Raw genomic sequence first — 16,015 nt, forward strand, 5'->3', positions numbered from 1 at the left:
AATACACATGGCAAATATTAAAATTGTGACAGATTCATCAATTACTATTGAACCAGAATTAATTAAAGAATTAGATATCACAGTTGTTCCTTTGTCCGTTATGGTAGACGGCAAATTATACTCTGATAATGATTTAAAAGAAGAAGGTGAATTTTTACGCTTAATGCAATCAGCAAAAGATTTACCCAAAACGAGTCAACCTCCAGTGGGGGTATTTGCTGAAGTTTATGAAAGTCTTGTGAAAGAAGGTGCTGATGAAATAGTTGCCATACATCTAACGCACTCACTTTCAGGTACAATAGAAGCATCAAGACAAGGAGCAAATATAGCAGATGCAAATGTCACTGTGATAGATTCAACATTTACAGACCAATGCTTGAAATTTCAAGTTGTAGAAGCTGCCAAATTAGCTAAACAAGGCGCCAATTTGAAAGAAGTTTTAGATCGCATCGAAGAAGTAAAAAATAATTCAGAATTGTATATTGGTGTTTCGACACTTGAAAATTTGGTTAAGGGTGGCCGAATTGGTCGCGTTACGGGTGTCATTAGTTCTTTGTTAAATATTAAAGTCATGATGGAACTTAAGAATCATGAATTGGTTACCTTATTAAAAGGTCGCGGAACAAAGACTTTTACAAAGTGGTTAGATTCATATCTTGAAACCATAAATGGTCGTAAAATTGCTGAAATTGGGATTTCTTATGCAGGGAAAGATGATCTTGCTCAACAGTTAAAAGCAAAAATTCAAGAAAAAATTAAAATTGATATCCCAATTCTTGAGACTGGCTCCATTATCCAAACCCATACAGGAGAAGGTGCTTTTGCAGTAATGGTGCGATATGAAGCTTAGAGTAATTGGAAGAGGAATTTTATTTTTCCTCGTCAGTTTTTTAATTTGTTTTTTTCTGTTCTATTTCTTAATTCCTAAGTCTGATTCAAAAGTCAGTTTGAAGGAATTAAAGACGAAAAAGATAAGTGATTTTCATTACGTAGCCATAGGTGATTCTCTGACTCAAGGTGTTGGTGATAGTACTGAACAAGGTGGTTTTGTCCCATTACTTTCTTTAGATGTTGGAAATAAATATAATGTTCATGTCATTAGTCATAATTTTGGTGTTTCAGGCAATACCAGTCAACAAATTTTAGATCGTATGAATAGTCAGACTAAAATCACAAATCAGTTAAAAAAGGCAAAATTAATGACCTTAACTGTGGGCGGAAATGATGTTATGGCAGTAATTCGAAAAAATTTGAGTCATCTAAGTGTTTCAAGTTTTGAAAAGCCCTCAAAAAATTATCAAAAAAGACTAAGTCAGATTTTAACATTAGCAAGAAAAGACAATCCTGATTTACCTATTTATGTCTTAGGAATTTATAATCCTTTTTATCTTAATTTTCCAGAAATGACACAAATGCAAGAAGTTGTGGACAATTGGAATGAAGCGACAAAAGAAACAACTAGTAACTTTAAAAAGGTCTATTTTGTACCAATAAATGATCTTTTGTACAAAGGTATTGATGGTAAAGAGGGTGTGGTACAATCATCTGGAAGTAAAACACAAGTTATAAATGATGCTTTATTTACAGGAGATCATTTTCACCCTAATAATACGGGTTATCATATCATGTCAGATGCAGTCATGGAGAAAATAATTGAAACGAGAAAGTAAAACAAAATCAAGAAAAGGGTGGAAGTGGGCATTTCTTTTTTTACTAGCATTAAATATTGCCTTCGTATCTGTTATAGCTAGTAGATTGATTCAGGTGAGAGAACCTGCTACTGAAAATGTCAAGACACTTAATACCAAAAGTGTAAAGGTTGGGAGTTTTACGACAACTAAATCACAACTAAATGATACCGTTGCTGCATTTTTAAAAGACTATCAAACCACTAAAACGCACTATAAAGTTTATGCGACATCTTCGTCAATATTATTTGAAGGTACTTATAAACTATTAGGTTATGAAGTGCCCCTTTATATTTATTTTGATCCTAGTCGACTTGAAAATGGTGCTGTACAATTAAAAGTAACTTCATTTTCAGTTGGAACTCTTCCGTTACCTGAATCAGAAGTTCTACAATATGTGAAAAGTTCATATAAATTGCCCTCAATTGTTGAAATCTTACCCAAACAATCAGCAATAAATATCAATTTACAAAAATTAGATAATAAAGATGGTATTTATTTACAGGCAACTCGACTAGATTTGGTAAATGATAAAATAAGCTTCGATATTTTTAAGAAATAAGGCTAAAATAACGTTAATTACTTGACCTAAAGCCATTTTTTAGATATCATATAATCTGTTAGAGCAATATGCTTATAAATAATTTGGAGGATTTGTTAATGGCTAACAAACAAGATTTAATCGCTAAAGTTGCTGAAGCAACTGAGCTTACTAAAAAAGATTCAGCAGCAGCAGTAGATGCTGTATTCTCAGCAATTGAAGGATTCCTTTCAGAAGGTGAAAAAGTTCAATTAATCGGTTTTGGTAACTTCGAAGTTCGCGAACGTGCAGCTCGTAAAGGTCGTAACCCACAAACTGGTAAAGAAATCCAAATCGCAGCATCTAAAGTACCTGCTTTCAAAGCTGGTAAAGCACTTAAAGACGCTGTTAAATAATTTAATAAAAAAAGACTATCAGTTAAGCATTTAGCTTTATTGATAGTCTTTTTTTGTTTTTAGACAGTTTCTAAGTAAATGATTTATTTAGGCTTATTTTAATAGTATGCTATATAATTCTTTTCCTTAATGTGATATGATATTATCAAATATGAGAGAAGGCAAAAAATTTGGAAAAGATTAATTTTGGATTTAGGAAAAATAAAGCAGTAAAATCATTATGTGGCGTAGTTTTAGGATTGGCTCTACTTGCATTGGGACAGGTTAGTTTTGCAGATGAAGTTACAAGTAATACGAGTGCAATACAAAGTACAGAGGTGATTACTCCAATAACAGCGCAAAATTCGACAACAACCTCAACTGATAACATAAATTCGACAACCACAGATAGCACAAAGATTTCAATAACAGACACGACAGAAAGAACAGAAGAAAATGTAAATGTTATCCCACCACACTCTAGTACAACCAATACGACAACAACAAAAGAACAGGTTGACAATAATGCTTTAGTAGTAGAACATGCTGAGATCACAACCAATCAAAATACACAATCAACTACACAAAACCAACCAAGTAAAGTAGTAAGACCAAAAGTTAGAGTGGCGACAACATCTACGATAAGTCAAACATAACCGACAACAGTAATTAGAAATGATAATCAATTACAAATCACTTATAATGGTAAAACAGACCCTGATACTGATGTAATGTTTGCTGTATGGACAGAAAATAAAGGACAGGATGATTTACGTTGGTATAAAGCAGTTAACAATACTTTTACAGTTGATCTAACAAAAGAACATAAAGAATATGGGAAATATAATATTCATACATATGTTCATGAACAAGGAAAAACAATCTATTCCAATGCCCTTACTTATAACGTTGAAAAAAAGGTACCAAGCTTAACTGTTTCAAAGGTGTCTGATGAGAGATATCATATTGTTGTAGAAAATGTTGGAAAAGAAATTACAACACTATCACTTCCAATTTGGTCACAGGCGAACAATCAGGATGACCTTAAATGGATTAAAGCTATCAAAAATAGTGATGACACTTATTCAGCAGATTTAAATTTAGCAGATCACCATTATGAGACTGGTCTTTACAATATTCATGTTTACGGTGACAGTTCAATAACCTCACAATTAGAAGGATTAACATCTACAACTATTAATGTTCCAGCACTAGATGTCAAAACAAGCCTAACTTTAGTGGATGGTTCAACTATTAAAGTTGATGTAACGAATTTACCAAGTTACATCAAAAGCATTGTTTTACCAACATGGACTGAAAATGCCGGACAAGATGATTTGATTTGGGAACATACCTCTCTCTCTCCATATGGTTTTAGTGGTAATATTTTACTTTCAAACCATAAATATGAAACTGGCTTGTATCATATACACGTCTATGCCAATACCGTTGATGGTCAATTACTAGCAATCTCTGCCAATACATTCACGATACCGACACCAAAAATCTCAGCACGAATAGACTCAGTCGGAAATAACAACTATCAAGTTACTGTAACCGATGTTCCTAATTATTTGACTTCGATAAGTATGCCGGTTTGGTCTGATAAGAATGGACAAGATGATTTAGTTTGGCATAAAACAACCAAGTCAGCCAGTGACACATACATAGGTCTTTTCAATCTATCACAACATAAGGATAACATTGGGAATTACCATATTGCGATTTATGGTACAACTCCTGATGGTAGTCTAAAAGGGTTAACAACAATTATTTACGATGTCAAAGATATTGATCTGGATAAGCAAGCTAAATATAATATTGGACAATTAGTTGAGATCCAGTCTTATGCAACGAATGAATCAAATGGATATCAATTAGTAAACCACCAACAGTGGATTGGAACTATTCAGGAAGTCAATAAGAATACTAATAATGCCATTGGAGGTTGGGAATATAAGGTTTCATATGCTAATGGTGAGCATAATGATCATGTCCTAGAACAAGATTTAAGATATGTTTTTAATGTCGACTTGAAGCAGGCTAATGATCGAGTAGCAAATAACAGAGCTATCCAGGCAGCTTTTGATTATGCTAAACAAAATAAAGATATTACGCTTTATCTTCCAGCAGGCTCTTTTACAATTGGAAGTTCCATTTCAGAAGCAACTTTATCAGCTATTAATAATGGTGATTATGTTCTCTTGTCATCTGACACAAAATTAAGAGGAAATGATAAAGGGACAACACTTATTGTAGATGGTACAATGTTGTGGTTTGGTCTTCCCACGGGTAGTAATGGTAGCGATGGTGTTCATAACTTAACATTGACAAATATGAATATTAGAGCTAAAGATATGATTAATGGCAATTATTTTATGGTAATGTTTGATCATGGTAATAATATCAGAATTACTAATAATAGCTTTACAATGGTACAGACAATGTCACGACATATTTTTGATCTTGAGGGAGTTCAAAATATTACTTTTGAAAATAATAAATTTGTTGGCTATGCTCATAATTTATTATCAGTCACTTCAACAGCTGGACATGATTTACATGATTTTTACGCAGAAGCCATTCAACTTGACTTAGCCAATAATAAAGGTGGTTGGGATGCTCAAATGATTAAAAAAATTGACGAAAAAGATTATATGGCCTTCAATTCAAAAGAAGTAATTTCTAGTAATGTGTCTATTCTTAATAATCAATTCATACCTTATTTTAGCAATGGTCAATTAATTGCTTATTCAACGACTGTCGGTCAACACTCATCTCAGGTAGGAAATGTGAAAATAGTTGGCAATCGTTTTGAAAAAACATTGAGCTCAAGATACAATGATAGTAGTTGGGTTATGAAACCAATCCATTATGTTAATGCTAGTGGTTATGGTGCAGATGTTAGAAATAATGTCATAATTTAGCAAAAAAAAGCTATGATTAGTCATAGCTTTTTTTTATTATCTTTGATTAATGCTTTTAAAATTTGTCTTTCTACTAATACAAGATCTCTTGATTGGTTTGGACTATCTAACTGAAGAATAAACCGCTGTGTAAAATAGGTGTATAGAGGTCCTAAAATATAACGGATAATTTCAGTTGTACTAAGTGAGTCATCAAAATTGAGATTATTTTCTTTTAGTTGATGGATATATTTTTCAATTTCCTTACCAATATCTTGACTCATTAGCCGTTTTTGGAATTTTTCTCTTAATATTGGGTTAATAGCTATTTCTTGTAAAAGAATTTTTAATATTGGTGCATTTGCCGAAAAAAACTGAAAGCGGTCAATCACGATAAAATGAATAGCATCCTTAAGATTTTTAATTTCTTTTAAATTTGGAAAGAAATCTTGAAACAGCCTTGGCATAATTGGTAGCACAATAGCAATAAGTAAGTCATCTTTTGTTTTAAAATATTTAAAAATTGTTGCTTGACTGACACCTGCCTGTTCAGCTAATTGAGAAGTTGAAGTGGCACTAAAGCCATTTTTGGAAAATAAGAATATGGCTGCTTCCAGTGTCTTACGTTTGCCATTTGGCATATTTTCATGCATTAAAATATCTTTATAAGTTTCAATAATTGTTTCAGACATCTTTTCTCCTAAACTTTTCGATAACGTTTTAGCCCTATACTATTTAGAACCGTTAAGATAACTAAAAATACTAGTAACACTGTAATATCAGGCAAAACATCATTTAATTGTTTACCTTGTAAAATGATTTTTGTCATGGCATCACCTGAGTAAGACAGTGGCAAGACTTTACCAAGACCTTTTGCCCAATCCGCCATTGATTCCAAGGGGATGATCCCTGAGAAGAATAGCTGTGGCATAACAACAAGTGGAATAAATTGCATCATTTGAAATTCAGATTTTGCGAGAGTTGACATTAATATTCCAAATGTTAAAGCAACTAGTGCAAGACAAACACTTATAATAATAACATTAAAAATGCTACCAACTAACTCAACATCTAGTAGCCAAATTGCAGAGCAAACAATGACAATGCTTTGGATAATTGCTATTAATCCATATGACAACATATAACCAAAGACTATTTCAATCCTTTTCACAGGTGTTGCTAAGAGACGATCCAAGGTCCCAGAAGTTCTTTCTTTTAACAAAGCCATACCAGAAATGAGGAAGACAAAAAAGAAGATAATAAAACCAATAAGAATGGGAATCATTTTAGTAAAAAAGCCAGTATCCTTATTACCATAAGCATATTCTTCAGAAACAGTCATTTTTGAAGTATTTGTTGTTTGTTTTGTTTTTGCTAAGATTGTTTGGCTAATCTTTTGAAGTTGTACACTTTTGCTTTTTGCAATAGCACTTTTTAACAATTGTCTAGTATAAGTTGTTTTTGAGGAATCTGTATTAGCATAAGTGACCCTAAAACCATTATCTTTTTGGTAAGTTATTGTTGCATCAAGCTTATCATTATTTAAGTCATCTTTCAAATTTTGGTTTGAAGTGTATTTTTTTAGGGTAACATTATCAGCATCTTTAAGAACGGTTTGGACTTGATTTGGAATATTTTTAGTACCTAAAGTTAAATCAACGGTTGTTGATGCAGAAAACATTACATTCATCAACCACATGATAAATATTGGTGCAATGAACATTAATGCAAGTGTTCGTTTATCTCTAAATAATTCTCTGATTACTTTTTTAGCAATAGCAATTATACGCATTTTATTTTCCTTTCTTTACTTGAAACGTCTCTTCAGTTTTTAAGAAAACGTCCTCAATTGAATCGACATGATAACTATCTTTAAGAGTACGAGGACTATCTAGTGCGATAATATCTCCTCCTAGCAAAAGACCAACTTGATCACATAATTCAGCTTCATCCATAACGTGTGTTGTTACAAGAATACCAACACCTGATTTTTATAAAGTGTCTAATTTTTGCCAAATCTTCCTTCGTAATGAGGGATCAATCCCAACGGTTGGTTCATCTAAAATTAACAAACTTGGTTTTCCAAGTAAGGCAATTGCTAATGAGAGTCTTCGTTTCATGCCACCTGAGTATCCTGAAACAAATTTTGATAAATCGTTTTCTAAATTTACCAGTTTTGTGATATGTTCTATTTGAAGTTGTAAGTCTTTTTTTGAAATTCCCTTTATTTGACCAAAAAACCTTAAATTTTCTAGTCCTGTTAAAGCTTCATAAAGAGCATCAGATTGTGCCATATATCCAATTTGTCCTAGGATTTGACGATTTGGCATGTGCTGATTTAGAACTAGGGCACTACCTGAGTCTGCTTTTTCCATACCAAGCATCGTTTTGATTAATGTTGATTTACCAGCACCGGATGGTCCAATTAAACCAATAATTTGTCCAGATTCTAATTGAAAGCTGATATATCTTAAGACAATTTGCTTGTCAAATGATTTATGAAGTTGGGTTAAATCTAATAACTTTGTCATATGCCCTCCTTAGTGAGTAATCACTCACTTTTTAATAATAGTATAGTGAGTAATTAATCACTTGTCAAGCATTATGGTTTAAATTATTTATTTTTCTACTAAAAATCATAAAATAGCTTATGATAGAGTATCAAGTTAAAAAGTAGGAATTTTTTATGACAAAGATTTTTTTATTGATGATGATCAACATATCAGAGAATTATTAAGAGATGTTTTAAAAGAAGAAATAGCACAGTCATCAGTAATTGCTTTTGAAACTGGAGACCAATATTTTTCACAGTCTATTTTGCTTACTTTAGATCGTATTATACTAAGAAATCACTATCCAAGTGATATAATAGGATCATTACTATTAGCAATAACGTGTTCTATTTATTTAGATGGATTTCTTCGGTTATTCCCTTAAAGTGAAACAAAGGAGTTGAAACATGTTCTTAGTCGATTTTATTTTGCATATCGATAACCATATCTTTAGCATGGCGAACCAATTTGGTAGCTGGACTTATTTATTCTTATTTTTAATCATTTTTATTGAGACTGGTGCTGTTATTTTTCCATTCTTACCAGGAGATAGTCTCTTATTTGCTGCAGGCGCACTAGCTGCAAGTCCAAGTGTTCACTTTAGCCTTAGTTTATTTTTAATTTTATTTTTCTTTGCAGCTTTTCTTGGAGATGTTTGTAACTTTTTAATAGGTCACTACCTTGGTTACTCCTTGTTAAAAAAACCAGCTATAAAACACTTTATCAAGCCAAAACATATTGCTGAAGCAGAAGCTTATTTTGAAGCTAAATGATCATTAGCTATCATATTAGCACGGTATATTCCGATTATTAGAACCTTTGTTCCATTTGTTGCGGGTTCAAGCCAATACCCATTCAAAGAATTTGTCAAACGTAGTTTTATTGCGGCATTATCATGGTCATTGATTGCATGTGGAGCTGGATACTTCTTTGGAAATATTCCATTTGTTAAAAGTCATTTTTCAGCCATCATCTTAGGAATTGTTTTTATAACACTTTTACCAAGCATTCTGACTGTCTTAAAATCTATCTTAAAAAGGTCTTGAACATGGCCTTTTTTTATTTTTATAAAAATTAAAAATTTTAATAAAAGAAATTTTCGGAATTGTTTGAAAACTCAGAAAATATGATATAATCTTAAACATAACTTAAATAGATTGTTGAGTTAAGAAATTTTTATTAGGAGATATCCATATGACTAAATGGAATAAATTAGCAGCAGCAGGATTAACTGTGGCGACTGTAACAGTCTTAGCAGCTTGTGTTAACAGCTCTGATTCTTCAAAATCAGCTTCTAAAAGTAGTGTAATTAACTGGTACACACCAACTGAAATTATTACGCTCGATGTCTCAAAAAATACAGATCGCTATTCAGCAATGGCTATCGGAAATTCTGGAAGTAACTTACTTCGTGTTGGAAAAAGTGGTAAATTGGTCTCAGATTTAGCTAAAAAAGTGGAAGTCTCTAAAGACGGTAAAACTTATACAGCAACTTTGAGAGATGATCTTAAATGGTCTGATGGTAGTAAATTGACTGTGGATGATTTCGTTTACACTTGGCAACGTATGGTAGATCCAAAAACAGCATCTGAATATGCCTATCTTGTTTCAGATGCACATGTGTTAAATGCTGATAAGATTTTATCAGGTGAGGAAACAGATGTCTCAAAACTAGGTATTAAAGCTGATGGCAATAAAATTACATTCACACTCTCAGACCCAGCTCCTCAATTTGAAAGTCTACTTTCATTCTCAAACTTTGTTCCACAGAAAAAATCTTACGTTGAAAAAGTAGGTAAAGACTATGGGACAAGTTCAGACAAGCAAATCTATTCAGGACCATATAAAGTTGTCGGTTGGAATGGTAACAGTGGCACATTTAAATTAGTCAAAAATAAATACTATTGGGATGCAAAAGATGTTAAAACAAAAACAGTAAATGTCCAAGCAGTTAAAAAACCTGATACTGCAGTACAAATGTACAAACAAGGTAAATTAGATTTTGCCAATATCTCTCAAACATCAGCAATCTATAATGCTAATAAAAATAATAAAGATGTTATGGATATTGCAGAAGCACGCGCTGATTATCTCGTTTACAATGAAACTGGAACAGTCAAGGCACTGACAAATAAAAAAATTCGTCAAGCACTTAACTTAGCTACTGACCGCAAGGGATTAGTTAAAGCGGCCGTTGATACAGGCTCAAAAGTTGCTAGTTCATTTGCCCCAGCAGGTCTTGAGAAATTAAGTAATGGTGAAGATTTAGCAAAATATGTTTCACAACCATACACTTATAACAAAACTAAAGCTGCAAAACTCTTCAAAGAAGGTATGGCAGAACTTGGTGTAAGTAGCATTAAGTTAACAATGACAGCTGACTCAGATAATCCAGCCAAAAAAGCAGCTGTTGACTACCTAAAAGAATCATGGGAAAAAGATCTTCCTGGGCTAACGCTTGATGAAAAATTTGTAACTTTCAAGCAACGTTTAGATGATACTAAAAATCAAAACTTTGAGATTGCCTTTGTTAGCTGGGGTGGTGATTATCCAGAAGGTTCAACATTCTATGGTTTATTTATAAGTCAATCAGACTACAACTATGGTAAAATTTCAAGTCCTGAATACGATGCAGCTTATAAAAAAGCTTTAACTACAGATGCTCTTGATAAAGATGAAGCTGCTAAAGATTATAAAGCTGCTGAAAAAGCATTGTACGAAGGGTCACACTATAATCCTTTATACAATCTTTCAAATAAAGGGCTACAAAATCCAAACCTAAAAGGTTTAGTACGTAATTCAACTGGTCTTGATGTTGACTTTACTCATGCCTATAAAAAATAAAAAGAAAGCTTTTGCTTTCTTTTTATTTTGAATGAAGTGGAAGAAAAATTGATTTGAAAAAAATTGCATGTATTTTTAAAAAGCATTATAATAGTAAAAAATAGAAATTGAGACCTTATATGCTAAAAATTATTGTTGTCTTTTTGGCTCTTTTTTCAATCATTAAAATCATTGGTATCGTCATGTACTCTAAAACCTTAAAACCAACTAAAAATGAACTTGAAACCTATAAAAGACAGAAAAAATTATATCAAAGTGAATTAGATGAGTTAAAAAAAGAAGATGATCGTGAAGATGATTCATTGTTCTAATGTGTTTTAAAAATCAAAAGAAGTCATTTTATATGACTTCTTTTTGTTTTAGTTAGTCTTTTATATAGTGAAGTTTTCCACGAAAATCTTCAAGTGTTTGGTATCCTTTTTCAGTCATGATTTCTTTTAATTCATCTGTTATTTTGTCAAAGATTGAGACCCCTTCTTGTTGGAGAGCTGTCCCAATTTGAACCATGCTTGCCCCACATAAAATATGTTCAAAAGCATCTCGACCGTTTTTGACACCACCAGTTCCAATAATAGTAATTGATTTATTAAGGCGTTGGTAGAAGGCATGAACATTGGCTAGTGCTGTTGGTTTGATGTAATCACCACCGATACCACCAAAACCATTTTTAGGTTTAATGACAACTGATTCATCCTCAATCACTAAACCATTACCAATTGAATTAACACAATTGACAAATGCTATTGGAAATCTATTAAAGATAGCAGCAGCTTGATCAAAATGGACAATATCAAAATAAGGAGGAAGTTTGATACCTAATGGTTTTTTATAATAAGTAAAGATAGATTTTAAGAGTGATTCTGTCGTTTCAAAATCGTAAGCAATCTGTGGTTTTCCAGGAACATTTGGACAAGATAGATTTAATTCAACAAGACCTTGATAGTCACTATCTTGTATTGCTTTTAAAATGTGATGTGTTTCGTCACTTGATGGTCCTACAATTGACAAAATAGTATTTTTACTATTATTTTTTTGTTCTTTAATTACAAAATCAAGGTAGTATTGGTAACCATGATTAGGTAGTCCCATTGAATTGATGGAACCAAGTATAGTATCATAGTATCTTGGCTCAGGATTACCATTTCGCGATTCATAAGTACCAGTCTTTGTAACAAAAGCACCAGCTGCTGAATTTCTAACCTCTTCTAGCTCTGTTCTTGTCATACAATGAACACCAGCGGCATTCATTAAGCAGTTATCAAAATGAAATTGTCCAATAGTAGTTGCAGTTGAAATCATGTTTTCCTCCAATTTTTGACAATTTTTTTCTATTCTATCACTATTGTACAGAAATTTCAAAAAAATATTTAAAAATTAATTAAAATGTTAATTAAATTACGAACATTATGCTGTTTTCAATTTGTTAACAGAGAATTTTCAACAAACTATTGAATTTACTAGCTTTTTTGCAACAATTTTTGTAAAATAGTAAAAGTAATTAGGGTAAAACCTGAAATTAAAAGGAGATAGTACTAATGGTAAAATTAGTTTTTGCTCGCCACGGTGAGTCAGAATGGAATAAAGCCAACCTTTTCACAGGATGGGCAGACGTAGATCTTTCAGAAAAAGGGACACAACAAGCTATTGATGCAGGAGCATTGATCAAAGAAGCTGGAATTGAGTTCGATGTTGCTTTTACTTCAGTACTTAAACGTGCTATTAAAACAACTAATCTTGCACTAGAAGCTTCAGATCAACTTTGGGTTCCAGTTGAAAAATCTTGGCGCTTAAACGAACGTCATTATGGTGGTTTAACTGGTCAAAATAAAGCTGAAGCTGCTGAAAAATGGGGTGATGAACAAGTACATATTTGGCGTCGTTCATATGATGTATTACCTCCAGATATGGATAAAGATGATGAACATTCAGCACATACTGATCGTCGTTACGCTCATCTTGATAACTCAGTTATTCCAGATGCAGAAAACCTTAAAGTTACTTTAGAACGTGCATTGCCTTTCTGGGAAGATAAAATTGCACCAGCTCTTGTTGATGGTAAAAATGTTTTTGTTGGAGCACATGGTAACTCAATCCGTGCTTTGGTAAAACATATCAAACAATTATCTGATGATGAAATTATGGATGTTGAGATTCCTAACTTCCCACCATTAGTATTCGAATTTGATGATAAATTAAATGTTACTGCAGAATATTATTTAGGGTCTAAATAATAGAAAATTAAGCTGAGCTTAGCTTGGCTTTTTTTATTTTGACATTTACTTTCATTCATTAGGATAGAATTTATTGAAAGGGATTTTTGGAAAGATTTTAATTTTTGAATGAGAGACTTTGTTTGATTTGTGATAAAATAGAATTTGAAGTTTTTCGAAGTGCGAGGAAAAAAGATAATCAAATTGAAAGAAAAATTTAGAATAAAACATCGTGAAGCTAGTATTTTAAATAGACTTACTTTTTTATTTTTTATTATAGTGACCTTATTTTCAATACTTTTATTTCGCTTATTCCAAATGCAAATTTTGGATAAAGAGTTCTATGATTCAAAATTAAAAGCCTCAACGACTTATAAAGTAAAAACTCAAATGTTACGGGGAAAAATATACGATGCAAATGATCAAGTCATTGTTTCCAATCAGAGTAAAAAAGTTGTTGTTTTTACAAGAAATAATTTGATCACTGCACAACAAATTAAAAAGATTGCTCAGGAATTATCTCAAATCGTTTCTGTTTCGAATCAAACTGTCTCAACTCGTGCCAAAAAAGATTATTTCTTAGCTGACGATGATAACTATCAAGCGATTATAAAAAAATTACCAAATAAAGAAAAATTTGATTATTTTGGTAATAAATTAAGAGAATCAGATATATACGCAAATGCAGTTAAAGCTGTCTCAGATGACCAAATAAATTATTCTGAAGATGAATTGAAGAGTGTTTACCTTTTTAATCAGATGAATGGGACACCTACTTTTAATTCAGTAACATTATCAACCAGTGATTTAACGGATGACCAAATTGCTGCCATACAACAGTCTGAATTCCAACAATCAGGAATTACGATTGCGTCAGGTTGGAATCGTCAAATTAGCAATGATTCATTAGCTTCTATAATTGGTTCTGTCTCAAGTCAGGAAGCAGGATTACCAGAAGATCAAGCAAAAAGTTATCTAAAAAAAGGTTATGCCTTAAATGATAGAGTCGGAACATCTTATCTTGAAAAAGAGTATGAATCCTATTTACAAGGAAAACATAAAGTTACTGAAGTAACAACTAATAAAAAAGGAAAGATTGTCAATCATAAAGTGACAACAACTGGTCAGAATGGAGATAATTTAAAATTAACCATTCGATCAGATTTTCAATCAGGTGTCGAGAGTATTTTAAGTAAGTATTACCAATCTGAAATTGCTAATGGAGATGCAACCTATTCTCCGGGTGTTTATGCTGTAGCAATTGATCCTTCTACAGGTTCTATCCTATCTTTGGCTGGCTTTTCACATGAAACAGGTAGTTCACAAATCACAAGTGATGCATTGGGAACCTTAACTGATGTCTTTACACCGGGTTCTGTTGTAAAAGGTGCTACACTAGCTGCAGGATGGAAGAGTGGTGTTATCTCTGGAAATCAAGTACTATATGATCAGCCAATTCAATTTGCGGGTTCACAAGCAATAAATTCTTGGTTCACATCTGGTCAAAGAGCTATAACAGCCGTACAAGCTTTAGAATATTCTTCTAATACATATATGGTTCAAGTTGCTTTAAAAATGATGGGACAAGAGTATTATAGTGGAATGTCGTTAACAACTGACGGTATGCAAGATGCAATGACCAAATTACGTAGTATGTATGGTGAATTTGGACTTGGTGTTGACACAGGTATTGATATTCCAGGTGCCTCAACGGGCTATGTTGCAAAAGACTATACAGTTTCTAATGTTGTTACAGAAGCTTTTGGACAGTTTGATAATTATTCACCTTTACAACTAGCACAATACATCGCTACAGTAGCCAATGGTGGTAGCAGAATTGCTCCACATATTGTGGAAGGTATTTATCAAAGTAATAATGATGAACTTGGTCAACTTGAAAAGAAAATTGATACCAAAGTCTTAAATAAAATTTCGATTACACCAGAACAATTATCGCTTATTCAACAAGGCTTTTATCAAGTTGTCAATAGTAATGATGCCTATGCTACAGGTTTGTCACTTCAAGGTGGAGCAGTTACTATTTCAGCTAAAACAGGTACGGCTGAAACCTATGCTACAAATAGTCAAGGACAAACTGTTTCAACATATAATCTTAACGTTATTGCTTATGATAGTACTGAGAATCCTAAAATTGCTGTGGCAGTTATGTATCCAAATGTGACTAGTTCAGATGCAAAAGCGCATGAATTAATGGCGCGTGATATTATATCACTTTACCATTCTATGAATCAATAAGGAGAAATGAGTGTTATATCCTACACCGATAGCAAAATTAATTGATAGTTTTTCAAAGTTACCAGGTATTGGTATCAAGACTGCAACACGATTAGCATTTTATACCATTGGAATGAATGACGAAGACGTCAACGATTTTGCCAAAAACCTTCTAGCTGCCAAAAGAGAGTTAACCTATTGTTCAACTTGTGGTAATTTAACTGATGATGATCCTTGTAGTATTTGTACCGATAAGTCTCGTGATCAATCTGTGATTTTAGTTGTTGAAGACTCAAAAGATGTTTCAGCAATGGAAAAAATACAAGAGTATCATGGACTCTATCATGTTTTACATGGACTTATTTCACCTATGAATGGTATTGGTCCTGATGATATCAATCTAAAATCTTTAATTACACGCTTGATGGATAATCATGTTTCTGAGGTTATCATAGCTACAAATGCTACAGCAGATGGTGAAGCAACTTCGATGTATATTTCTCGTGTTTTAAAACCAGCTGGAATTAAAGTCACACGTTTAGCAAGAGGATTAGCAGTAGGTTCTGATATAGAATATGCTGATGAAGTTACACTTTTGAGAGCTATTGAAAATAGAACAGAATTATAAAACGGTCTAGAGTGATCGTTTTTTTCTATTCGTCAGA

At 32.5% G+C, this 16,015-nt stretch carries 14 protein-coding genes and 2 pseudogenes; 12 read left to right on the plus strand and 4 right to left on the minus strand.

What is annotated here, in order from left to right; genetic code table 11:
* Positions 1-7 precede the first annotated feature (7 nt).
* The 6 genes from STRUR_RS02915 (at position 8) to STRUR_RS02940 (ending at position 5,530) form a co-directional block, all read left to right on the plus strand.
* Positions 8-850, plus strand: a complete 843-nt coding sequence (locus STRUR_RS02915) for a DegV family protein (protein WP_006738507.1) — start codon at positions 8-10, stop codon at positions 848-850.
* Positions 840-1,670: an SGNH/GDSL hydrolase family protein gene (locus tag STRUR_RS02920; RefSeq protein WP_006740415.1), complete on the plus strand. Its 831-nt coding sequence runs from the start codon at positions 840-842 to the stop codon at positions 1,668-1,670. Before STRUR_RS02915 ends, STRUR_RS02920 begins: the two co-directional genes overlap by 11 nt.
* Complete coding sequence (locus STRUR_RS02925; protein WP_006739979.1) at positions 1,654-2,250, plus strand: YpmS family protein; 597 nt, start codon at positions 1,654-1,656, stop codon at positions 2,248-2,250. Before STRUR_RS02920 ends, STRUR_RS02925 begins: the two co-directional genes overlap by 17 nt.
* Positions 2,251-2,348: 98 nt before the next feature.
* The gene (hbs, locus tag STRUR_RS02930; protein ID WP_006738914.1) at positions 2,349-2,624 is read left to right on the plus strand and encodes a non-specific DNA-binding protein Hbs; all 276 of its coding nucleotides are present in this window, start codon (positions 2,349-2,351) and stop codon (positions 2,622-2,624) included.
* Positions 2,625-2,794: 170 nt separating this feature from the next.
* Positions 2,795-3,259 (plus strand): putative cross-wall-targeting lipoprotein signal domain-containing protein, encoded by a 465-nt coding sequence (locus STRUR_RS02935; RefSeq protein WP_006740299.1) that lies wholly within the window; start codon positions 2,795-2,797, stop codon positions 3,257-3,259.
* Between the two features lie 36 nt (positions 3,260-3,295).
* Complete coding sequence (locus tag STRUR_RS02940; RefSeq protein WP_406874636.1) at positions 3,296-5,530, plus strand: GBS Bsp-like repeat-containing protein; 2,235 nt, start codon at positions 3,296-3,298, stop codon at positions 5,528-5,530.
* A 20-nt stretch (positions 5,531-5,550) separates the two neighbouring features.
* On the opposite strand, the gene STRUR_RS02945 is transcribed toward STRUR_RS02940, so the two are convergent.
* From STRUR_RS02945 to STRUR_RS02960, 3 genes and pseudogenes are all read right to left on the minus strand, one after another.
* Positions 5,551-6,201, minus strand: coding sequence for a TetR/AcrR family transcriptional regulator (locus STRUR_RS02945; RefSeq protein WP_006739680.1), 651 nt, complete (start codon positions 6,199-6,201; stop codon positions 5,551-5,553).
* 8 nt (positions 6,202-6,209) lie between these two features.
* On the minus strand, positions 6,210-7,301 hold the full coding sequence (locus STRUR_RS02950; RefSeq protein WP_006739371.1) for an ABC transporter permease: 1,092 nt from the start codon (positions 7,299-7,301) through the stop codon (positions 6,210-6,212).
* 1 nt (position 7,302) lies between these two features.
* A pseudogene (locus STRUR_RS02960) lies at positions 7,303-8,040 on the minus strand (ABC transporter ATP-binding protein).
* 428 nt (positions 8,041-8,468) lie between these two features.
* Here STRUR_RS02960 and STRUR_RS02965 point away from each other — a divergent pair.
* The 3 genes and pseudogenes from STRUR_RS02965 (at position 8,469) to STRUR_RS02975 (ending at position 11,216) form a co-directional block, all read left to right on the plus strand.
* Positions 8,469-9,107, plus strand: a pseudogene (locus tag STRUR_RS02965) (VTT domain-containing protein).
* Between the two features lie 148 nt (positions 9,108-9,255).
* Entirely contained in the window at positions 9,256-10,905 is a 1,650-nt protein-coding gene (locus tag STRUR_RS02970) for a peptide ABC transporter substrate-binding protein (protein WP_006739724.1), read from the plus strand.
* Positions 10,906-11,024: 119 nt separating this feature from the next.
* Positions 11,025-11,216: a hypothetical protein gene (locus STRUR_RS02975; protein ID WP_006739218.1), complete on the plus strand. Its 192-nt coding sequence runs from the start codon at positions 11,025-11,027 to the stop codon at positions 11,214-11,216.
* A gap of 52 nt (positions 11,217-11,268) precedes the next feature.
* Here STRUR_RS02975 and STRUR_RS02980 read toward each other — a convergent pair whose 3' ends face one another.
* Positions 11,269-12,204, minus strand: coding sequence for a dihydroorotate oxidase (locus tag STRUR_RS02980; RefSeq protein WP_006740186.1), 936 nt, complete (start codon positions 12,202-12,204; stop codon positions 11,269-11,271).
* 236 nt (positions 12,205-12,440) lie between these two features.
* Here STRUR_RS02980 and STRUR_RS02985 point away from each other — a divergent pair, with 236 nt between their 5' ends.
* The 3 genes from STRUR_RS02985 to recR all read left to right on the plus strand — a co-directional run bounded on the left by STRUR_RS02985 (position 12,441) and on the right by recR (position 15,978).
* The gene (locus tag STRUR_RS02985; RefSeq protein WP_006740404.1) at positions 12,441-13,136 is read left to right on the plus strand and encodes a phosphoglycerate mutase; all 696 of its coding nucleotides are present in this window, start codon (positions 12,441-12,443) and stop codon (positions 13,134-13,136) included.
* 183 nt (positions 13,137-13,319) lie between these two features.
* The gene (gene pbp2b / locus STRUR_RS02990; RefSeq protein WP_006739953.1) at positions 13,320-15,371 is read left to right on the plus strand and encodes a penicillin-binding protein PBP2B; all 2,052 of its coding nucleotides are present in this window, start codon (positions 13,320-13,322) and stop codon (positions 15,369-15,371) included.
* 10 nt (positions 15,372-15,381) lie between these two features.
* A complete protein-coding gene (gene recR, locus STRUR_RS02995; protein WP_006739885.1) occupies positions 15,382-15,978 on the plus strand; it encodes a recombination mediator RecR in 597 nt (198 codons plus the stop codon).
* The last annotated feature ends 37 nt before the right edge of the window (positions 15,979-16,015 follow it).

It is taken from the genome of Streptococcus urinalis 2285-97 (assembly GCF_000188055.2).
GTDB lineage: Bacteria > Bacillota > Bacilli > Lactobacillales > Streptococcaceae > Streptococcus > Streptococcus urinalis.